Source organism: Paenibacillus sp. P22 (genome assembly GCF_000469945.2).
Lineage (GTDB): Bacteria > Bacillota > Bacilli > Paenibacillales > Paenibacillaceae > Paenibacillus_O > Paenibacillus_O humicus.
The window spans coordinates 25,404-47,309 of record NZ_CBRA020000039.1 but is presented as its reverse complement, the minus strand read 5'-3'; the positions used below and the strand labels follow the sequence as shown (position 1 = coordinate 47,309).

18 protein-coding genes are annotated in these 21,906 nt (G+C 57.0%); 15 read left to right on the top strand and 3 right to left on the bottom strand.

Features of this window, described 5'->3' with window-relative positions:
• Positions 1–2: 2 nt before the first annotated feature.
• Positions 3–818, bottom strand: coding sequence for a YhcN/YlaJ family sporulation lipoprotein (locus tag BN871_RS07915; RefSeq protein ID WP_069202510.1), 816 nt, complete (start codon positions 816–818; stop codon positions 3–5).
• 456 nt (positions 819–1,274) lie between these two features.
• Here BN871_RS07915 and coxB point away from each other — a divergent pair, with 456 nt between their 5' ends.
• From coxB to BN871_RS07880, 7 genes are all read left to right on the top strand, one after another.
• Entirely contained in the window at positions 1,275–2,315 is a 1,041-nt protein-coding gene (gene coxB / locus BN871_RS07910; RefSeq protein ID WP_048745275.1) for a cytochrome c oxidase subunit II, read from the top strand.
• Between the two features lie 34 nt (positions 2,316–2,349).
• On the top strand, positions 2,350–4,239 hold the full coding sequence (ctaD, locus tag BN871_RS07905) for a cytochrome c oxidase subunit I (RefSeq protein ID WP_048745274.1): 1,890 nt from the start codon (positions 2,350–2,352) through the stop codon (positions 4,237–4,239).
• Positions 4,236–4,856 carry a cytochrome (ubi)quinol oxidase subunit III gene (locus BN871_RS07900; protein WP_021878464.1) on the top strand — a complete coding sequence of 207 codons (621 nt, stop codon included), beginning with the start codon at positions 4,236–4,238 and terminating at the stop codon, positions 4,854–4,856. Before ctaD ends, BN871_RS07900 begins: the two co-directional genes overlap by 4 nt.
• 3 nt (positions 4,857–4,859) lie before the next feature.
• Entirely contained in the window at positions 4,860–5,177 is a 318-nt protein-coding gene (locus BN871_RS07895) for a cytochrome C oxidase subunit IV family protein (protein ID WP_021878465.1), read from the top strand.
• A gap of 237 nt (positions 5,178–5,414) precedes the next feature.
• Positions 5,415–6,320 (top strand): cytochrome c oxidase assembly factor CtaG, encoded by a 906-nt coding sequence (gene ctaG, locus BN871_RS07890; protein WP_048745273.1) that lies wholly within the window; start codon positions 5,415–5,417, stop codon positions 6,318–6,320.
• 48 nt (positions 6,321–6,368) lie between these two features.
• Positions 6,369–6,833 (top strand): DUF420 domain-containing protein, encoded by a 465-nt coding sequence (locus BN871_RS07885; protein ID WP_048745272.1) that lies wholly within the window; start codon positions 6,369–6,371, stop codon positions 6,831–6,833.
• A 24-nt stretch (positions 6,834–6,857) separates the two neighbouring features.
• Positions 6,858–7,817 (top strand): carbohydrate kinase, encoded by a 960-nt coding sequence (locus BN871_RS07880; protein ID WP_048745271.1) that lies wholly within the window; start codon positions 6,858–6,860, stop codon positions 7,815–7,817.
• Positions 7,818–7,959: 142 nt separating this feature from the next.
• Here BN871_RS07880 and BN871_RS07875 read toward each other — a convergent pair whose 3' ends face one another.
• Complete coding sequence (locus BN871_RS07875; protein ID WP_021878469.1) at positions 7,960–9,621, bottom strand: alpha-keto acid decarboxylase family protein; 1,662 nt, start codon at positions 9,619–9,621, stop codon at positions 7,960–7,962.
• Positions 9,622–9,840: 219 nt separating this feature from the next.
• Between BN871_RS07875 and BN871_RS07870 the strand changes: the two genes are divergently transcribed.
• The 7 genes from BN871_RS07870 to BN871_RS07840 all read left to right on the top strand — a co-directional run bounded on the left by BN871_RS07870 (position 9,841) and on the right by BN871_RS07840 (position 18,142).
• The gene (locus BN871_RS07870) at positions 9,841–10,557 is read left to right on the top strand and encodes a hypothetical protein (protein ID WP_021878470.1); all 717 of its coding nucleotides are present in this window, start codon (positions 9,841–9,843) and stop codon (positions 10,555–10,557) included.
• Between the two features lie 38 nt (positions 10,558–10,595).
• Positions 10,596–10,985: a GntR family transcriptional regulator gene (locus tag BN871_RS07865; RefSeq protein WP_021878471.1), complete on the top strand. Its 390-nt coding sequence runs from the start codon at positions 10,596–10,598 to the stop codon at positions 10,983–10,985.
• The gene (locus tag BN871_RS07860; protein ID WP_083436313.1) at positions 10,982–11,983 is read left to right on the top strand and encodes an ABC transporter ATP-binding protein; all 1,002 of its coding nucleotides are present in this window, start codon (positions 10,982–10,984) and stop codon (positions 11,981–11,983) included. The genes BN871_RS07865 and BN871_RS07860 overlap by 4 nt, the downstream gene beginning before the upstream one ends.
• A gap of 135 nt (positions 11,984–12,118) precedes the next feature.
• Positions 12,119–13,021 (top strand): ABC transporter ATP-binding protein, encoded by a 903-nt coding sequence (locus BN871_RS07855; protein WP_021878473.1) that lies wholly within the window; start codon positions 12,119–12,121, stop codon positions 13,019–13,021.
• Positions 13,014–14,333, top strand: coding sequence for an ABC transporter permease (locus tag BN871_RS07850; protein WP_048745270.1), 1,320 nt, complete (start codon positions 13,014–13,016; stop codon positions 14,331–14,333). Before BN871_RS07855 ends, BN871_RS07850 begins: the two co-directional genes overlap by 8 nt.
• Before the next feature lie 35 nt (positions 14,334–14,368).
• Complete coding sequence (locus BN871_RS07845; RefSeq protein ID WP_021878475.1) at positions 14,369–14,581, top strand: hypothetical protein; 213 nt, start codon at positions 14,369–14,371, stop codon at positions 14,579–14,581.
• A 453-nt stretch (positions 14,582–15,034) separates the two neighbouring features.
• A complete protein-coding gene (locus BN871_RS07840; RefSeq protein WP_048745268.1) occupies positions 15,035–18,142 on the top strand; it encodes an S-layer homology domain-containing protein in 3,108 nt (1,035 codons plus the stop codon).
• Between the two features lie 145 nt (positions 18,143–18,287).
• Here the strand turns inward: BN871_RS07840 and BN871_RS07835 are convergent, their stop codons facing one another.
• Positions 18,288–19,919, bottom strand: coding sequence for a sensor domain-containing diguanylate cyclase (locus BN871_RS07835; RefSeq protein WP_048745267.1), 1,632 nt, complete (start codon positions 19,917–19,919; stop codon positions 18,288–18,290).
• Between the two features lie 337 nt (positions 19,920–20,256).
• Here BN871_RS07835 and BN871_RS07830 point away from each other — a divergent pair, with 337 nt between their 5' ends.
• Positions 20,257–21,900 (top strand): AraC family transcriptional regulator, encoded by a 1,644-nt coding sequence (locus BN871_RS07830; protein ID WP_232312901.1) that lies wholly within the window; start codon positions 20,257–20,259, stop codon positions 21,898–21,900.
• The last annotated feature ends 6 nt before the right edge of the window (positions 21,901–21,906 follow it).

The window sequence follows — 21,906 nt, the reverse complement described above, 5'->3', positions numbered from 1 at the left end:
TGTCAGCGATTCTGGCTGGCGCCGCCGGCGTCGCCGGGATTGCCGAAGCTTCCGGTCTCCGGATCGGAGCCGCTGTATTTGCCGATGATCGCCTTGCCGCCGTTTTTATCGGCCTTTTGCTTGATGATCTGCAGAGGAACGGGCATTTCGTTGCCGCCGGCAAAATGCTTCTGCACCAAAATGTTGAACGGCTCCACATAAGGGCTCAGATCGCTGCCGGCCCAGGATTCGCGGGAGTACTCGACGAATTGGTTCACCAGATCGCGATTGGCCGTAATGTGAACCTCCTGAACCGCAGGAGCGAGCTTGCGGACGCGCACGGCGATCGTCTGCTTCAGCTTGCTCGAGAGCTCGTTGTGGTCGTTAACCGAGAAATACGAATTGTAGGGTGTGACAAGCTGGCGGTTGTCCCACTTGTCGCTGCCGGTCTGATGGTTGTAAACGCCCTCCATCCAGCCGCCGTTGTTCTGCTCGCGGATGACCTTGCTGCCGCTGCGGACCGCATGGGTGGCTGTGCCGTCGAGCACGATCCCGACATAGGCGTTCTTGTCGGTCAGCATGACGATGGCTTGTCCGATCCCGTTGAGGCGGGTGACGTCGCGGGAGAGCTGAGAGCTGTATTCGAAGAAGCGGTTATGGTGCTGGGTGGAATCGGTGCCGAGCGTTCCGTACATCCGGCTTCCTTGCATTTTGGGATCGTTCTTCTGGCGGGTGCCGTAATTCTGGTCGCTGTTCTGGACATGCTGCTTGTAGCTGCAGCCTCCGAGCAGCAAGGATAAGATCAGGGCGGAAGCAAGTACACGTGATGGCTGTCTCATGAAGTGGGCCTCCCCTTTCGTTTGTGGCGAGTGCCTATAGGATTCGCCCCGGAGGAGTAAATATGCGGTCCCGGACCTATACATAATTGACCATGGGTTTGGTGAACAATGATAAGGAGGACAGGCGTTCAAACCATGAATTGGAAGCCTTTTTCGGTGTCCGAAGCTCTTTTTGACAGCTTTGAGAACAATTTGTGAACTCTCTGTGGAACATTGACAATTAGGGGCTTCAACTTTATATTTAATAAAGTAATTGACATGCAGGAGTTGCCATTTTTACAGCTGTGCATGAAGCATTTGCCTCAAGACGTACATAAGGAAGAGAAAGCGTTTCACCGGTTGAATCCGGGTGGTTTTCCAACTCCTACAATCGTTCCGTAAACGGATGACTGCCTTCCGGCGGTTCTCCGTTTTTGCTTGGGCAAATGCCGAAAACGTCAAAAGTGGGGTTGATGAATGATGAAACGGTGGCATCTTGCACGACGTCTCCTGCCGTTGCTCGCAGGAATGGCTCTGTTCCTATCGGCATGCGGACGGGCCGACTTGTCCACGCTGAGGCCGCAGGGTCCGGTGGCGCTCGAACAATTCAATCTGATGAAGCTCACCATCACGATCATGGTGCTCGTTATCGTGGTTGTTTTCGCACTATCCTTTTATGTAATCGTCAAATTCCGCCGTCGTCCCGGAGACAACAAGGTTCCGGTACAAGTGGAAGGCAACCACAAGCTCGAGATCATCTGGACCGTCATTCCGATCGTTCTCCTTCTGATTCTTGGCGTTCCTACGGTCCAGTCGGTATTCGGCCTGGCCAAGGATTATTCCAAGGACGACAACGCCGTACAGGTCATCGTGACCGGCCATCAATACTGGTGGGAGTTCGAATATCCTCAGTACGGAATCAAGACCGCTCAGGAACTGATGATTCCGACAGGCAAGACGATCTCCATCTCCGCCAAATCCGCGGACGTCATCCACTCGTTCTGGATTCCATCGCTTGCCGGCAAGATCGATACGAACCCGGGAAGCAACGTCAATAAAATGTACTTCAGCTCCAAGCATGACGGAGTCTACCTCGGCAAATGCGCCGAGCTGTGCGGACCTTCCCATGCTCTCATGGACTTCAAGGTGAAGTCCGTCAGCAGCGATTCCTTCGACCGCTGGGTAGCGGGAATGAAGGAGCCTGGACAGCTGCCGGCCGATGCGGCCATCAGCGACGTGTTCCAGAAGCAATGCCTCACCTGCCATGCGGTAGGCGACAAAGGCCTGCAGCTGTATCCGAACCTGACCAACATCGGCGACCGTGAAACGATCGGCGGCATCCTGGTCAACACGGACGATCCGAAGTATAAAAACGAAGGCTCGACTTACGACAACCTGAAACGGTGGATCTCCGATCCGCAAGCGGTTAAGCCGGGCAACTCCATGCCGAAGGTTGACCTGACTAAGGAACAGATCGACGGCATCGCCAAGTATCTGTCCGAATACAAGCAGAAGTAGCATTCACCTATCGGTATTGAAGGGGGTACCAGCCTTGGCTCACGCACATCCGGTCAAGCGCCATACCGGTCTCATGGACTGGCTGACGACTGTCGACCACAAAAAAATCGGCATTCTGTATTTGATTGCCGGCGGATTCTTCTTCCTGATCGGCGGCCTCGAGGCGCTGCTGATCCGGGTTCAGCTCTGGAAGCCGCTCAACAACTTCGTCGGCGCGGACACGTACAACGAGCTGCTGACGATGCACGGCACGACGATGATCTTCCTCGCGGCGATGCCTGTCATCTTCGCGCTCATGAACGCGATCGTGCCGCTGCAGATCGGCGCGCGCGACGTCGCCTTCCCGTTCGTCAACTCCCTCGGCTTCTGGACGTTCTTCTTCGGCGGCCTGCTGCTCAACATCAGCTGGCTGGCCGGCACCGTTCCGGATGCGGGCTGGACATCCTACGTTCCGCTCGCCAGCCCTACATATAATGTAGACAAAGGCGTCGACTTCTACGTTCTCGGCCTTCAGATCGCCGGTATCGGCACCCTGATCGGCGGCATCAACTTCCTGGTCACGATCATCAACATGCGCGCTCCGGGCATGAGCTTCATGAGAATGCCGATGTTCACCTGGACGGCATTCATCACCTCAGCCCTGATCCTGTTCGCTTTCCCGGCCCTTACCGTCGGCCTGGTCGCGCTTATGTTCGACCGGCTGTTCGAAGCCAACTTCTTCGAAGTGGCGGGCGGCGGCAACACCGTCCTATGGGAGCATATCTTCTGGATCTTCGGCCACCCGGAGGTTTACATCCTGATTCTCCCGGCTTTCGGGGTCATCTCCGAAGTCATCAGCACCTTCTCGCGCAAGCGGCTGTTCGGTTACAGCTCGATGGTATTCGCCACCGTCCTGATCGGCTTCCTCGGCTTCATGGTATGGGCCCACCATATGTTCACGGTAGGCCTGGGACCGGTAGCGAACGCGCTGTTCTCCATCGCAACGATGCTGATCGCGGTTCCGACCGGAATCAAGATCTTCAACTGGATCTTCACGATGTGGGGCGGCTCGATCCGCTTCACCTCCGCCAACCTGTTCGCCGTCGGCTTCGTTCCGACGTTCGTCATGGGCGGGGTGACCGGCGTCATGCTGGCCGCGGCTCCGGCCGACTTCCAGTATCATGACAGCTACTTCGTCGTTGCCCACTTCCACTACGTCATCGTAGGCGGCCTCGTGCTCGGCCTGTTCGCCGGCCTGCACTACTGGTGGCCAAAGATGTTCGGCCGCGCGCTGAACGAGTTCATCGGCAAGCTGACGTTCTGGACGTTCTTCATCGGCTTCCATCTGACGTTCTTCGTGCAGCATTTCCTCGGCCTCATGGGCATGCCGCGCCGGATCTGGACGTACCTGGACGGACTGGGCTTCAACACGATGAACCTGATCAGTACGATCGGCGCCTTCCTGATGGGCCTCGGCACGATCTTCTTCATCATCAACATCATCGTTACGGCTGCCAAGCCGAAAAACGCAGGCAACGATCCGTGGGAAGACGGCCGCACGCTGGAATGGTCGATCCCGTCCCCGGCTCCTGAATACAACTTCGCCCAGACTCCGCTCGTCCGCGGGTACGACGCTCTATGGAAAGAGAAGATGGACGGCAACGAAGGCATGTCGCCTGCGGAGCCGATCGGCCCGATCCACATGCCGAGCCCATCGATCCTTCCGTTCCTGATGTCCGTCGGCCTGTTCATCGCCGGCTTCGGGTTCCTGTACGCGAAGAACGACTGGAACAATGCATTTGTCTCCAACATCTTCGGCAACCATATCGTGGCTGGCCTAGGCCTCGCGATTACGCTGGGATGCATGGTCGTCCGCTCGCTCAAGGACGATCACGGCTTCCACATCGAGCCGGAAGAAATTACGGGCAAGGGGGTTAAGGCATGAGCGCACATTCGCATCTAGACGGCAAGCTGCCTCATGAACCGGAACGCGCGACCCTCGAAGGACGCAACAAGGTTCTCGGATTCTGGCTGTTCCTTGGAGGAGAGACGGTACTGTTCGGCACTCTCTTCTCCGCCTTCCTGGCGCTTCGCGATCAGGTCGGCGACGGCAACCCGACTTCTCAAGAGCTGTTCAAGCTGGCCACGGTGGCGATTGCTACCGTCATCCTGCTGACATCCAGCTTGACGAGCGTATTCGCCATCCAGGCGATGCACCGCGGCCAAGTGAAGGCGATGCAGAACTGGCTCATCGTAACCGTCGTGCTCGGCCTTGCCTTCCTCGGCCTCGAGGTTTACGAGTTCATCGAGTACACGCATGAAGGCCATCAGTTCAGCACCAGCGCCTTCAGTTCCTCCTTCTATACGCTGGTCGGCTTCCACGGAGCCCACGTCGCGCTCGGCGTCGTGTGGATCTCGCTGCTGATCGGCCAGGTTTACCGCAAGGGCCTGACCGTCGTCACCGCGCCGAAGGTATATGTCGCCGGCATGTACTGGCACTTTATCGACGTCGTCTGGGTATTCATCTTCACCGTCGTTTATTTGATGGGAAAGGTGGGGTAACGAATGTCCAACCATACGACCCATTCCGAAGAGCCGGCCAAGCGCCACAAGCATGAAGGTCCCAAGAAGCATATCATTGCTTATGTCTTCTCGATGCTGCTTACGCTCGTTGCTTTCGCTACCGTCATCGGCGGCGAAATCAACACCTCCTTCATCTACATCCTGCTCATCATCATGGCGATCATGCAGGTCATCATCCAGATGGGCTTCTGGATGCATATGAAGGACCGGGGACATCTGTTCCCGATCGTAGGCATCCTTACCGGCGTGTTCGTTGTGTTCACGATCGTCATCATGGCGGAATTCTGGACCTGGTGGTAATCCGGTTCATCTATACCAGAACGAAAGGGGAGAGTCTTAACCGACCTCCTCTTTTGTTGTTTTCCATGTGTTTGGACGGTCCTGCCGTCCGGCGCCCGACGAGGAAGAAGTTCTCAATATTGCCTTTTGCTTTGACGTCCCCAATCAAGTAAGCTTAGCTTATCCGTGTCCGCTGCCATGCTGCTCATGGCCGGATGCAGCGGGCCGCAACGCGGCCGAAAGAAAGGAGACCGCTTCATGCTCGGACTTGAATATTTCAGCTTCCGCGCTCTCTGGAGTCCCTGGCTGCTGTTTCTGACGATCGCTTTGCTGATCGGATATTTCTATCTCATCGGCCCTTGGAGGCTGAAGCATTTCCCGAATGAACGGCGGGCAACGCCATGGCAGCAGCTCATGGCCGTCTCGGGAATCGTGCTGCTGTACATAGCCCAGGGCGGACCGATGAATCTGCTGGGCCATCTCATGTTCACTTTTCATATGGCCAATATGTCCATTTCCTATCTGATCGCTCCGCCGCTCATCATTTTGGGCATTCCGGCTTATGTATGGAGATTCACATTCGGCAAGCCTTTCTGGAAGCGGTTCAGCAGGTCCATGAACCCGATCTTCACGCTGGTGCTGTTCAATGTGCTGTTCTCCTTCTATCACATCCCTGCAGCGCATGATTACATCATGACCAACTATCTGCTGCATGAGTTCTACTATTTCGTGCTGCTCGTCACAGCGATGATGATGTGGTGGCAGATCACCTGCCCGGTGCCGGAATGGAGCCGGCTCAACGGCTTGCGGAAGATGGCGTACGTATTCGCCAGCGGCGTGCTGCTGACTCCGGCCTGCGCGCTCATTATTTTCGCAGGCGAGCCGATGTATGCCGTCTACAACGATCCGAACGTATGGGCGAAGGCGATGAATTACTGCGTCGCCGGCAACACCCAGCAGCTGCTCAGCCAGTTCCAGGGGCCAGCCTTCTTCAATTTGATGGCTCCTGCAGAGGATCAGCAGCTGGGCGGCATCCTGATGAAGCTGGTTCAGGAAATCATGTACGGCTGCATTCTGGCTTACATTTTCTCGCAATGGAACCGTCAGGAAAATGCGGAGTCGGATGGCGACCTGCGCGGAACGGGACCGGCGGGAACGGTTTAAACCTCGCGATTGCTTCGCGGTTATTTTCGGATTGGAGTGGGGATCAGCTTGGACAAGTACACGATTTTTCCGACCATCAGCACCTTTTTCATCGTACTGAGCGCGATTCTGGTCGCAATCGGCTGGAATCTGGCCATCAAGCGCCGCCTGGAATCGCACAAAAAAATGATGCTTGCCGGGGCGGTCGCCGCCCTGATCTTCTTCATCATCTATACGTCCAGAACGCTTGTCATCGGCAACACCGACTGGGGCGGTCCGGACAGCCTCAAGCCGTACTATCTCGTGTTCCTGCTGTTCCATATCGTGCTTGCCACCGTGGCAGCCGTCTTCGGCATTACGACGATCGTGCTCGGCTACAAGCAGAAGTTCGCGCGCCATCGGCGGATCGGGCGCTTCACATCGGTCATCTGGTTCATTACGGCCATTACGGGAACCGCCGTATACATCCTGCTGTACCTTATGTATCCGGGCGGGCACACGAAGCCGGTATTTCACGTTATTTTCGGCTGGTAAGCCGCAGAATCGAGGAGGATACGGATGTCGACGGTATTTACGATCGGGGAAGCCCTTATTGACTGGATTCCGGAGCAGAGAGGCGTGGAGCTGAAGGCAGTCGGCGGATTCAGCCGAGCGGCGGGAGGGGCACCCGCCAATGTCGCCAGCGCGGTGTCGCGGCTTGGCGGCAGCAGCGCATTCATCGGCAAGCTTGGCGAGGATGCCTTCGGCGACTTCCTGGTCGAGACGCTTGCGGAAGCCGGCGTGGACGTCACCAGGGTGCTCAGGACGAGGGAAGCGAATACGGCGATGGCTTTTGTCAGCCTGAAGGCGGACGGCAACCGCGATTTCAGCTTTTACCGCAATCCGAGCGCGGACATGCTGCTGGAGAAAGACGAGATCGGAGATTGGTTCGAGCCGGGAGATCTCCTGCATTTCTGCTCGGTAGACCTTATCGAGGCGCCGGTCAAATACGCGCACAGGGAAGCGATTTCCAGATGCCGCGAAGCCGGGGGAATCGTCAGCTTCGATCCCAATGTAAGGCTGCCGCTGTGGAAAAGCCCGGAACAATGCCGCCAGGCCATTCTGGAGTTCCTCCCGATGGCCCATCTCGTGAAGATCTCGGACGAGGAGCTGACGTTCATTACCGGCATCTCCGAAGAGGAAGAGGCGCTGAAGTCTCTGTTCGCCGGCGATGTCAGGCATGTCATCTATACCCGCGGCGCGGCGGGAGCGACGTGGCTGTCCAAGGACTTCCGCGTCGAGGTTCCGGGCCATGCCGTAAGCGTCATCGACACGACAGGCGCAGGCGATGCCTTCATCGGCTCGCTGCTGTACGGCGTTCAGCGCCAACCGGACTTTCTCGGCGGCATCGAGGCGCAGACGGCGAGAGAGCTGCTCGCGTTCGCCAATGCAGCCGCAGCGATTACGACGACGCGTCCTGGCGCGATCGCCGCGCTGCCGACGGCCGCAGAGGTCAACGACCTGCTTGCCGCGAAATGAAGGTTGCCGCAAGGCATCGCCGTCAGCCAAGAAGAGGCCTGCAGCCGAATAAATCGAGGCGGCGGGCAACGATCCCGCTTTCATGCCTGCAAAAAAACCAGACTGTCCAGAGCTTTCCGGACGATCTGGTTTTTTTTCTTGATCAACGGTTCTTTTTTTGCGCTTCGAGAATGGCTCTGGTTTTCACAAGGAAAGGCGGAGCATCCATGGGATTGCCGGGTATGAGCTCGATCATGCACAGCCTGGAACGGCATTCCGCTGCTGCCTGCCGCATGGCATCTCGGAGCTCGGCGACGGTTCTGGCGGTCGCGGTGAAGGCGTCTCCGCCGAATGCTTCCGGCAGCTTGGAGAAGTCCCATTTGGGAATGACATTATAGCCGGGATTGACCGCATCGACATTCAAATAATTCTCCACAACATACAGGCCGTTGTTCAGAATGAACAGGATCGGCTTGCACTGATGCTCCAGCATGGAGCTTATCTCCTGCGCCGTCAGATGGATGGAGCCATCGCCCGTGAACAGCAGCACCCTCCGGTCCGGCGCGGCGATGCAGGCTCCGAAGGCCGCCGGAGTGGCATAGCCGATGGCTTGCCATCCCCCCTGGGCCACGTAGGTGACGTTTCGGGGCAGCTTCAACTGGGACATCCCGTCGAACAAGGTGCCGGTCTCCACGACGACGACATCTCCTTCCTGGATGAATTGCTGGAACAGCGGATAGTAGTTGGCTGCCGCCAGGTCATCATCCGGCTGTCCCTGCGGAAGATCATAGGGAAAGGCCGCAGCGGGAACGGGAGCGGCCTGTACGATCTGGAGCTGCATGAGAGCATCCATCATATCCGGGGCTTGGATGCCGGCATACAAGGCCTCTCCGATCCGGACGTTGTCCGGGTTGATTTGAATCGTCTTCGCAAAGTCCAGCTTGGCCGTGAAGCTGGCCGTGTTGGTGTCGGCCCAGACGAGACCGACAGCAATGACGCAATCCGCATTCTCTACGGCTTGGCGGACGGATTCCTCGCCGCAACCCGCGGAGTACATGCCGATATAATTGGGATGGGTCTCGTCGAACGAGCCTTTGCCGTACACCATCGATGCTGCGGGAAGATGGAGCTTTTCCGCCAGAAGCCGGACGGCATTCTCCAAGCCGTATCGCAGCACCTTCACATCGGTCAACAGCACCGTACGGCTGCTCCCCTTCAGCAGCCGGCCCGCATGGGCCGCCGCCTCTGCGAGGGAGGAAGCCGTTGTTGCCGGTGCGGGCCAAGATTCTGCATGCGCATGAATCGGCTTGGTTATCAGGTCGTTTGGAAGGGTCAAATAAACGGGCTTTTTTTGAGTCTGGGCCATGTGCAGTGCTTTAGGAATTTCATAAGAGGCGTTTTCAAGGGTAATAGCCGCAGCATAGGCGGTCAAGGATTCATAGACCTTCCGGAACGTATCGAAATTCCCATCCATCAGGGAATGATGCATGAGTTTATGAGCGGGCTGGTCCATAGAAGGCGGAGCGCCGACGATGTGCACCACCGGAACGGATTCGCTGTTCGAGCCGGCGATGGCGTTGCAGGCGCTGAGCTCGCCGACCCCGAAGGTGGTGAGCAGGGCGGATATGCCCTTCAAGCGGGCGAAAGCATCGGCGGCATAACCGGCGTTCAGCTCGTTCCTGCAGCCGATGAAGCTCAGCTCGGGATGGCGGCCAAGCTCGTCCAGAATGCTGAAATTATAATCGCCTGGAACCCCGAATACGTTGGATATCCCGGCTCGGCTCAGGCAGCTGAACAGGAACGCCCCTAATGTTGGCTGATTCAAATCCTATTCCTCCCTATAGGTTTAGATAAAGGTTAGTTTGTCATCCTGATGGTTTTGTATGTGGCTGGACGACAGCAAAGCGAAATGGGACCAATTTTGGAACGAGTCGGGGAAATGAGACCTGTTCCAAAATTAGGTATTGACTAAAACTGGAATCAGTGTGTATAGTGTATATAAAGATATACACAGTATATACACTGTGTGGGGGGAGGAACGCTCTTGAGCACCTGGCAAGGCGCCAAGCTGCTAGTCAAATACGATTGGATGTCGATCGGGTACGGGTGGTTGTTCAACATCGCGATGCTGTTCTACTTCATCGTGACGACAACGCCATTGATCACGCAGCTCCGTGATCTCGAGCTTGTCGATTCGAGCTCATGGGCGATCGACTTCATCATGCTGGCCATCATACCGGTCCTGGGATTTTTCATGAACATGACGACCATCGGCAACTGGAAGCAAGCCAAGGTCGCACGCAAATTGGCCCGATTCAGACTGCTGCCGATCAGCTACCGCCAGATCGCCGTCGGACGCATCCTGACGATGGTTACCATCCTCGCACCTTCGCTGCTGATTTATTTCGGAACGCAATATGTCCTTGTTTATCACGATTTCCTGACTCCGCTGCAATTTTTGAACTTCAGCCTGCAATGGTTCGGCTACGGCATCGCGATCGGCTGCTTTTATGCTTTTCTGGAGCTCGGGTTTACAGGGAAAGCCTACTTCTGGTCCTGCATCATCATCATGTTTCTGATACTAGGCGTCGCGATTTTCCTGGCTTTCAACCGATATGCGCTGGTTATCCATCAGCTGAAGGCTGTGCAGGCGGGCGACTGGACCTTGGCAGCAATCATGCTTGCAGCAGCAGCGGTGTTTTTCGCGGGTATCATCGGGCCGATGGCCAGGCGGCTCAGCCGCCGCAACCTGCTGGGGTAAACCCGGCTTGAACGTTTTCTATTTAGGGGGGTGCAGCCGTGCGGCTACCCATTCATATCAACGAGCATAGCGCCGAGCCGCTGTACCACCAGATTGAATCCCAGCTCAGGTCGCTGATCATGAGCGGCCAGCTGGAGGAGAATACGCTGCTGCCCTCCAACCGCGAGCTTGCCCAGAATCTGCAATGCAGCCTCATCACGATCCGCAGGGTGTATCAGGATTTGGAGGCGGAGGGCTTGCTCCGTACGAAGCAGGGAACAGGCACCTTCGTCGCCAAGGTCGATGTCGAAGCCGGCGCCAGGCAGCGGCTGGAGGCGGTAGAGGCGGCCGTCTCGGCTGCGGTGGACGCCGGAGCAAGCGCAGGCCTCGGCCGTGCCGAGCTGGAGAGCATGCTGCGCGAAGAGCTGAAGCGGAGGAAGATGACATGACGAACCGATCGGAGGGAAACCGGGTGAGTACAGCTGTTCGAAATGCGAAGGTGACAGCGGATAGAGGAACACAGCCGGACGTCGTTGGAAGCGTACCGGCCGCAAGCTTCTCGGGCGTGCTGCTGAACCGCAGCCGGTTCCGGCTCGGTCCCCTGGATCTGGAGCTTCCGGCAGGCTATGTGACCGCGATTGTCGGTCCCAACGGCTGCGGCAAAAGCTCCACCTTCCGACTGCTGCTTGATCAGGCTCGCCCCGATGCAGGGGAGATCACGATGCTGGGCGAAGCGGTCGGCAAAGGAACGGACGATACGGAGCTCAAGCGCAGGATCGGCTACGTCCCGGAAGAAGACGACAAGCTCGACGGCAGGCTGCGCGGCACGGCCAAGGCGGACTTCGTCCGTCAATGGTATCCCGGATGGGATCGCAACGAATTCGAGAGAATGCTGAGGCAATTCGAGGTGGATCCTTCGCTGCGCCTGGGGAAAATGTCCAAAGGCATGCGCCGGAAATACGAATTGGCTCTCGCCATGGCGCACGGTCCGGAGCTGCTGCTGCTCGACGAGCCTTCATCGGGCCTGGATCCGCTGGCCTGGCGCACGATGGTCGACGAGCTCCACCGGTACATGGACGGAGGCAGCCGGACGATCGTCATGGCTACGCATATCATCGACGAGGTGAAGCGGCTGGCCGATTATATCGCCATCATGGATTCGGGCCGGATCATCGGCATGTACGAGAAGGATGAATTGCTGGGATCCTGGCATACCTTTTACCTATCCTCCCCAGAAGGCGCTTCGCCGGGCGACGTCGCCAGCGCCGCCGCTGCGATGCCCGGAATCGTACGGGTCGAGGAGGCGGGAGGAGGCACCTGCCGCGTGGTCACCTCCAGAGCTTGGGAAGCGGAGCAGTGGTGCCGCCAGCAAGGATATCTCATCAGCGGCCAGAAAGCGCTGGAGCTGGACGATATTCTGGATGACCTGATCCGGCAGAAGCGTTAAGCGATAAGGAACACAAATCGGATCCAAGCATGAGCAACAGGAAATCAACCCGCAAAGCGAAGCCTAGATTGCAGGCGATGCCGAAAAAGGCAAACGTCTGGACAGCATTTCAAGACGAACAGGGGGAAACAAGAAGTGAAACCGCTCATTGTGGAACGAGTCGTCAAGCAATATGCAGACAAAACCGCCGTCAACGGCATCAGCCTGGAGGTGGACCGCGGAGAAATCTACGGCTTGCTCGGCGCCAACGGCGCGGGCAAAACGACGACGATGCGGATGGTGCTCGGGCTGATCTTTCCCGACGAGGGCCGGATTCTGTACAACGGCAAGCCGTACACGAAGCAGCAGCTCAGGGACATCGGCTACCTGCCGGAGGAGCGAGGCCTCTATCCGAAGGTCAAGGTCAGCGAGCAGCTGGTCTACCTTGCCCGGCTGAAGGGAATGTCGGCGGCGGACGCCGACAAAAGCCTCAAGACGTGGCTGGAACGCTTCGGAGTGCCGGAGTATTATGACAAGCGCGTGGAAGAGCTGTCCAAGGGCAACCAGCAGAAGATCCAGTTCATCGCGACGATCATCCATAGGCCGAAGCTGATGATTCTGGACGAAGCGTTCAGCGGACTCGATCCGGTCAACGTGGAGCTGCTGAAGTCGACCGTCAAGGAGCTCCGCGATCAGGGAGCATCGATTCTGTTCTCGACGCATCGGATGGAGCATGTCGAGGAGCTTTGCCGCAACATTACGATTTTGCATCGATCGAACGAGGTGCTCAAGGGCAGCCTCAAGGAGATCAAGAACCGTTTTCCGAAGGAGAGAGTCATGCTGGCAGCGGACGGAGAGGTCTCCGGACTGGAGGAGCTGCCAGGCGTTCTCGGCGTCAAGCGGCATGAGCATGCCTACGAGCTGCGTATCGCGGACGAGGCTTCCGGGCGCGCGGTATTGCGTCATGCGATGCAGCAGAGCGACGTCACCCGCTTTGAGATCATGGAACCGACTTTGAACGAAATCTTTATAAAAACGGTAGGTGAAAAACATGAATGAGTTCTGGACGGTCACCGGCTTTACGTTCCGCAACAAGGTCAAAGGCAAAGCCTTCCTTATCACGACGCTCATCCTGGTCCTTATTCTATCGCTGGCCATCAATCTTCCCTACATCATCTCGCTGTTCAAATCCGGGGGCTCGGACAGCCCGAAGACGATCGGGTACGCCTCCATGCAGAGCGACCTGGCGCAAAGCAGCGTGACCCCGACTCTCGTCGGCGATTGGGTCAAGGAATATTTCGACTCCCAGCCGGCAGGCCAGCGGAAGCTCAAGCTGGAGAAGATCGATGGAGGAGCGAATGCGGCTTCGGCGGAGGCCGCTCTCAAGAAAGCGTTGACCGACGGGAAGATCAGCGGCTACATGCTGCTGGAGCCGAGCAAGGAGACCGGCTTCTACTCCGCTCTTTTCAAATCCGAGAAGATGCTCGACAATTCCGCGGTCGATGAATTGAAAACCGCGCTGCAGATCGTCAAGGCGAATGCCGCCGGCCTTACGGCTGAGCAGAAGACGCTGCTGTATGCGCCGGTCGACGTGAAGGCGCTGCAGATATCGGCGGATGGAACCGCCGAGGATGCCGGCCGCACGGCTTCCCAGCAGGGCGTCAACATGGGCATGGTCTATGCGGTCCTGTTCCTGCTCTTCATGTCGATCATGGCGACGGGCCAGGTCATCGCGAGCGAAGTGACGACCGAGAAGAGCTCCCGCATCATGGAGGTGCTGATTACGAGCGTGTCTCCGCTGAACAGCATGTTCGGCAAAATCTTCGGCATGTTCCTGGTCGGCCTGCTCCAGATCGCGATCTATGTGGCGGCAGTCCTCATCAACATCCAGATCCCGACCAACAGGGAGGCGCTCGGCAATCTGGATATCCATCTCAGCGACGTCAGTCCGGACCTTCTCCTCTTCGCTCTCCTGTTCTACCTGACCGGCTATTTCCTGTTCGCAACGCTGTACGCGGCCGTCGGCTCCCTGGTCAGCCGTACCGAGGATCTCGGCCAGGCGGTCATGCCGCTGACGTTCGTGTCTCTCGCCGGGTTCTATCTGGGCATCTTCAATCTGGCGAATCCCGACAGCATGCTGGTCAAGGTGACTTCGTTCATCCCGTTCTTCTCGCCGTATGTCATGGTTCTGAGAGTAGGCGTAGGCCATGTGGCGACATGGGAGGTGCTCGTCTCGCTCGGCATCATGCTGGTCAGCATCTACGTGTTCGGCTGGCTGTCCGCCAAGATCTACCGTACCGGCGTCCTGCTCTACGGCAAGCGTCCGAGCATCAAGGAGCTGCGCAAGGCGATGAAGGCTTATAAAATCTAGCTTCAGGGATCGGACACGGGAGGGGAATGAAGAGCATGGCAAATACGAACGGACAAAAAAGAAGCGAGAAGAGCAGCCAATTGGGCTATCTTCTATTCTTCTCCTCCATGCTGTGCCTGCTGGCCGCCACGATGGATGCCGACGGATCTTCGCTGAAGCTGGGAGTCAAGCTGGCGGCAGGCATTGTCGGCGCGGTCGTAGCCGGAGCAAGCCTTCATCAATTCGGAAAAATTCGGCGAGGACAATAACTCGTTGGGGTCGATAGATTGATCCGGGCTTCCGGATTGATGCCAGAGCACAGGTTCTTGTGAACGAAAGAGAGCGGAATACCGAAATCAACACGATATAACCGGCCTCAGAGGCCGGTTTTTTTGTTGTTCTACTCCCTTCGAGCATGTACAGTTTACAGCCGGTAAGACACGGGAGAAGCGAATCCTCCGCTTCATGAGACGGTGTGGATGCCCGCTGTTGAACGGCATAGCTGCAAAAAAAAGTGCCTTTGTTGCGGAGAAATTCCGATAGCTGCCTTCCGGCGGGTGTCATCTCCGTGATAAAAAGGGATATCTGCACGCCTTTTCGATCAAAATCATTTATCTTGCTTAAAGATTTACCGATAAATACAATAGTTTAAGTGTGCTATATTCATCTGCTGCGAAACCTTATTTTCTGGGAAATAACCATTTGAGGAGATCAAGATAAAAATGAGTTTTAAAGCCAAATCATTGTCTATCCTGTCGACGGCCGCGTTGCTCAGCGTTCTGGTACCCCACGCTTCCGCACAAGAATCTTTGACCGATATTACAGGCAGCTATGCCAAAGACGCCATTAATAAGCTTGCCGAAATGGGGATCATCAACGGTATCGGCGACGGCAAATTCGACCCGTCCGGCACGATAAAGCGGCAGGACTTTGCCATTATACTGGCAAAAGCTCTCAAGCTGGATCTTGGCAGTCCCCCATCAAAGGCTACCTTCAAAGACGTCCCGAACGGCAATTATGCTTTTGCCGCTGTAGAAGCAGCGGTAAAGGCAGGTTTGTTTAAAGGCATGGGCAATGGGGCCTTTGGCGCCAGCCTGAGCCTCACCCGTGAGCAGATGGCAGTTACATTTATTAATGCGCTGGGTGTCGACAGCAGCGGAAAAGGCCAGCATTTACCTTTCTCTGATGCGGCTTCCATTTCCAGCTGGGCAAAAGACGCGGTTGGCGCTGCAGTTGAACTCGGCCTCATCGCGGGAAATCCCGACGGCACGTTCAGGCCGGTCAATGAAGCAAGCCGCCAGGATGCAGCCCTGGTCACTTCCAAGTTGCTGACCCGCCTGGAAGAACAGCCAAAGCCATCTGCGACACCAACGCCGATACCAACACCAACACCGACACCGACACCAACGCCAACACCGACACCAACGCCGACACCAACACCGACACCGACATCGACACCAACACCGGCACCAACAACACCAACACCAACGCCAACACCAACACCAACACCAACACCAACGCCAACGCCAACACCAGATCCAGCCGACCAGGCAGCGGCCGATCTGGTGAAAGCCCAAATCGCCGCCTTGCCGGCAAAAGAGGCCATCACTCTGGCCGACAAAGCAGCTGCAGCTCAAGCACGAACGGCCTATGAAGCTCTGACTGCAACTCAGAAGATACTTGTAGGAGATATCGCCCGCTTGACGGATGCAGAGGCGGCTATTGCGGCGCTGGAAGCGCAAGCAGCAGCAGACCAGGCAGCAGCCGATCTGGTGAAAGCCCAGATCGCCGCCTTGCCATCAAAAGAGGGGATCACTCTGGCCGACAAAGCAGCTGCAAGTCGAGCGCGTACGGCCTATGAAGCTCTGACCGCAAACCAAAAGGCGCTTGTAGGAGCTATCACGCGCCTGACGGAAGCGGAGGCGGCTATCGCGGCGCTGGAAGCGCAAGCAGCAGCAGACCAGGCAGCGGCCAATGTGGTGAAAGCGCAAATCGCCGCCTTGCCGGCAAAAGAGGCTGTCACTCTGGCGAACAAAGCGGCAGCAGCTCAAGCGCGAACGGCCTATGAAGCTCTGACCGCAGCCCAGAAGGCGCTAGTAGGAGACATCACGCGCTTGACGGAAGCGGAGTCGGCTATTACGGTGCTGGAAGCGCAAGCAGCAGCAGACCAGGCAGCGGCCAATGTGGTGAAAGCGCAAATTGCCGCCTTGCCGGCAAAAGAGGCTGTCACTCTGGCGAACAAAGCAGCAGCATCTCAAGCACGAACGGCCTATGAAGCTCTGACCGCAACCCAAAAGGCGCTTGTAGGAGCTATCACGCGCTTGACGGAAGCGGAGTCGGCTATTGCGGCGCTGGAAACACAGGCAGCAGCAGATCAGGCAGCTGCGGATTCTGTGAAAGCCCAAATCGCCGCTTTGCCGGCAAAAGAGGCTGTCACTCTGGCGAACAAAGCGGCTGCAGCTCAAGCACGAACGGCCTATGAAGCTCTGACCGCAACCCAGAAGGCGCTTGTAGGAGACATCAACCGCTTGACGGAAGCGGAGGCGGCTATCGCGGCGCTGGAAGCGCAAGCAGCAGCAGACCAGGCAGCGGCCAATGCGGTGAAAGCGCAAATCGCCGCCTTGCCGGCAAAAGAGGCTGTCACTCTGGGCGACAAAGCAGCAGCAGTTGCAGCACGCACGGCCTATGAAGCTCTGACCGCAACCCAGAAGGCGCTTGTAGGAGCTATCACGCGCTTGACGGAAGCGGAGGCGGCTATTGCGGCGCTGGAAGCGCAAGCAGCAGCAGACCAGGCAGCGGCCAATGCGGTGAAAGCGCAAATCGCCGCCTTGCCGGCAAAAGAGGCTGTCACTCTGGGCGACAAAGCAGCAGCAGTTCAAGCACGCACGGCCTATGAAGCTCTGACCGCAACCCAGAAGGCGCTTGCAGGAGCTATCACGCGCTTGACGGAAGCGGAGGCGGCTATCGCGGCGCTGGAAGCGCAGGCAGCAGCAGACCAGGCAGCGGCCAATGTGGTGAAAGCGCAAATTGCCGCCTTGCCGGCAAAAGAGGCTGTCACTCTGGCCGACAAAGCAGCAGCAGCTCAAGCACGAACGGCCTATGAAGCTCTGACCGCAACCCAGAAGGCGATTGTAGGAGATATCACGCGCTTGACGGAAGCAGAGGCGGTTATTGCTGGCCTCGAGACCCTTACAAGCAAAGTGTTGACCACTTTTGATTTCTCTACCGTTTATGCTGCTCAAGCCAGGGGAGAAAGCAAAACGATAACGTCAACAAATTTCCAAGCGAACCCGAAGCATTTCACGATAAGCGACGGGAAGATCACCATTCCGGTTGACCTGACCTGGAACATTCCGTTGAACGGATTCACTACAGGACAGGTGGTAGGCTCGGCGGTAGACAGCTTTATCCAGGACTACTGCAATGCGCATGGAATCGACCTTGGTAACCGGACCTTAGGCGGGATGGGGTTTGAAGACACCTTCTTCATCACTACCTTCAAAACCGGATCTTCCGCTTCGATTACATTGGGCGGAAATGATTGGTCCTTCTTCTTCCAAAACAATCATTACACCGGGACGGACGAGGACAGCTCCAAAAACCGTACGTTCACCATCGGCGACGGCGCAGCAACGGCAACGATTATGCTGGATTGGAATTATGCCGACATGGCTGCCTTGGTCAGTGATCTGAATAATCAGCTGAACGCGGCATCCGTAGCCGCTATCGCCGTAAAAGTAAACGAGAATCAATTCAAGCTCGTTCCGAGCTCCTCTGATAAAACCATAACGGTTTCGGGAAGAGACAAAGATGTACTGTTCGGCAATTAAGAGGTTAATGGCCGAATAACAAGATGAATAGCAGGCTGCATGATCGTGCTCCTTCAGCTGTTCATCACGGAGCTCGGCCGCAGGACGGAAATAGAGAGAAGCCGCATACCGGATCGGTATGCGGCTTCTCTCCGTTTTCAAAAGGCTAGCCTTCCTTGCCTGCGAAGGTCACTCTGTTCTTTCCTTCGCGCTTCGAGCGATACAGAGCCTCGTCGGCTTTGCGGATGACCGAGATCGGATCCGGGTCGTCATCCGGCCATCGGGCTGCGCCTACGCTGCAGCCGATTTCAATGGAATGGCCATCAATCAGCAAGGGTTCATTGATGGCCTGGATAATCCGGTGCGCCAGCGCGGTGCCGCCGGCTTCGGAATCGTTTGCGGAGGTGTAGAACACGGCCAGGAACTCGTCGCCTCCCAGGCGGACCGCAAGCTCTCCAGCACGTATGCAGGAACGGATTCTAGCCGCTGTCTGCTGCAGGAGCAGATCGCCGACTTGATGGCCGTACTGGTCGTTGACCAGCTTGAAGCCGTCCAAATCCATGTAGAGAAAGGTCAGAACCTTGCCGCTGCGGGCAGCGGCGACCGCGTGGTCCAGATACGAATCCAGCGCGCGGCGGTTGGGAAGTCCCGTAAGCTTGTCCTGATGAGCCTGATTTTCCATCTCATCGAGCGCAAGCTCGGTCTTCGTCAGGTCCGTGACCAGGTGATGGAGGGTTTTCGACAGAATTTCAATGTCGCGGATGCCTTTATGGATCGGAATCGCCGAATGCTCGCCCCGGAGCAAGCGCTCGGCGGCAACCGTAATCCGTTTCAACGGGCGAGCGGCCATGCCGGCGGTGAACCACCCCGCTATCGCGAACACGAGGGCGGTCAATACCCCGATCCCAATAATGAAATGCCGGATATCATCTACGGGAGCGTAGGCGATGTCGATCGGCTGCCTGATGATGACGGTCCATCCAAGTCCCTTGTAGTTCTGATGCCCGTCTCCAAGCGCGTACCCCGTCAAATAGGTTTTGCCGTCGCTCCAGCGTTCCTTCGAATAGCCGTTCTTGCCGGCTTGAGCTTCCGACAAGCTGTTCAGCACCAGCGGCTTGCCCACCATGGAGGAGGGGCCGATGAGAACCGTATCGTTGTTTCGGCTGACAACCAGAATATCTACTTTTTCTTTATGTTCTTGCAAGGGATGCAAAATAGAGGCTTCGATCTCGCGGGCCCAGGCCCAGCTGAGATGAGCCGCCAGCACCCCTTGAACGTTCAAGGCCTTGTCGTAGATCGGCAGGCTGATGTCGACAAACTGCATCGGCTCTCCGGTCGGATTGGGAAGAAGCTTGCCCAGCAGGACCGCCTCATGGACGTCTCCGATGAACTTCCCTTTTATCCCTTCCTGAAAAACAGGACGCTGAGCGATGTTGCTGCCCGTCAAAATCCCGTCGGTGGATGCGATGACCGTTCCCTTCGGGTCCAGATAGCCTACCCAGGTAAATGAAGGCAGGCTTAATTTCAATTGATCCAGCAAAGCTCGGATTTGCTCCGGGGAGCCGGGATGCTGCAACGCTTCCAGCTTGCTCAGCACATCGAGCTCACCCGAGCGTGACCACATGAAGGAATCCAGTTTATCCGCCATCTGATAGGATGTTTCCGATAGGGACTGGCCGATCTGGGATTCGATTTCAACGGTTGTTTTGCTGCCGATCGACCAGCTCAGCGCTCCGGTCAGCAGAATGATTACGGCGGCGAGCAAGACGGCGAAAATGGATCGAAGCGAATAAGACATCGGTAGGATTACGTTCCTTTCTTGGCGTATGCTGTCGTAAGGGATACGATGGACCTGCAGCACCGCAGTTTCAATCATCAGGCATGTCCTCGAAGAGAGAGCGAGCTCAGGAAAACGAACAAGACAGGCGATGACAGCCCCGCCGATTCGGCAGCTTCATCTTCTCCTTCCTTATATCGGTTAGGTACAATGGACATTATAGCGCATGCTTTTCCAAGGTAGGCTCCGAGCCGGCAGGATTCCGCTTCTCCGTCCGTCTGCACATCGGTCGTCCAAGCGGGCATAGTAGAAGCAAGAGATGGGCTTGTTTACACTTTTTTCTTATGGAGGCATTGGGGTGGATAAAGTTGTGGTCCCGGAATGGGTGGAGTCCCTTTTTCCGTTCTATACATTCGACAGCATCCAATCGCTCTATGGCAGCGCGAATCTGCCGATCGGGCAGAGCTCTACCGCATTGGTCGCCATCGCCGGCGGCAAAGGCATCTTCAAGGCCGGCGATCGCAGCGGCGAAATTGCGGAAGGGAGCATCATTCTGCTTCCACCATGCAGCGAGGCCGCTCTGATTGCGGACCGTCTGCAGCCGCTCCATGCCTATACCCTCTCCATCGGCTCCATGGAGCCGAAGCAGCTTGCAGAGGGAATGATGCGCAAAAGCGATATCGCCTCCAATTCAGAGGTTCGCTTCTTTCCCTGCGAGCCGGAGATGGCTGCCCTTGTAGAGGAGCTGTACGTCCATCGTTCTCCGGAAAGCGAAGCCCGCCATGTCCGCAATCAGATCGTCTTCCACCAGCTCGTTCTCATGCTGCTCGAGCGGCAGCATTCCAGGGAGGCGGCAAGCCTGCAGCCGTCCATGGAACGAAGCCTGGCTTATTTGGAGAATCAATACAGCGGCAGGATGACGCGAGACGCCTTGGCCGAAATCGCCGGAGTGAGCTCGTCCCATTATTCCATTCTGTTCAAGCAGCTGACCGGCTTCTCCTTCAATGAATACTTGTCGCGCCTTCGCGTTCATCGGGCCAAGGAGCTGCTCCTGAGCGGCTCGGGCACGCTGAGAGAGATCGCGCTCAGGGTCGGCTACAAGGACGAGTTCTATTTCAGCCGGCGGTTCAAGCAGCAGACGGGAATGCCGCCCTCTGCCTACAATCGGATGCCTTTGCGGCGAGCAGCCGTCATGCTGACTCCATACGCCAGCCACCTGCTGCTCCTCGGGCTGGAGCCGGCCGTCCTCATATCCGACAACAGCGAATACGTGAACGCGGAAGGGGTTCAGCAGCCGCAAGCGATGCTGTTCATTCATGCCGACAGCTCCGTCGAGCAGGTGAGGTCGGCTTTGCTCGCCCATGACATCGAGCTGATCATTGCCGACAGCCGCCATCTGGACGAGCATGGGCTGCATGCCGCCCAGCTGCGTGTCGCCGCCCCGATTGCGGAGATTCCATGGATGGGGGTCGGGTGGAAGGAGCATCTCCGTCTTATCGCCCAGGTAGTCAGGCGAGCCGAGCAGGCGGAGCGATGGCTGGCTGAATTCGAGGAGGAGGAACAGGCAGCCCGTGCACGGATACAGCATAGCGGAGCGGCTGGCGAGACGATCACGATAGTGGTGGTCAAGCCGGATAAACTGCTCGTATACGGAGCCCGCAATGTCGGATATGTCCTCTACAGCTCGCTTGGTCTGCAGCCGCCAGCCAAGATCAAGCAGGAGATGAATCGCCTCGGGGAACAATTCCATTCCATCCCTATTGAGATTTCGCAGCTTGCGGACTATGCGGGCGACCGGATTATGGTCATCGTGTTTCCGGATGTCAAAGGGTCGACGGCGCATTCCGAAGCGGTGCTGGGCTCTTCCTATTGGGAGGAGCTTCCCGCTGTACGCCGCAATCGCGTTCACTTTCTGGAGAAGGATGACTGGGTGCCGTACAATCCGGTATCGATTCGATTGCAGCTTCGGCGGGCGGAGGCGCTTTTTACGGGCAATCAATAGTCCAAG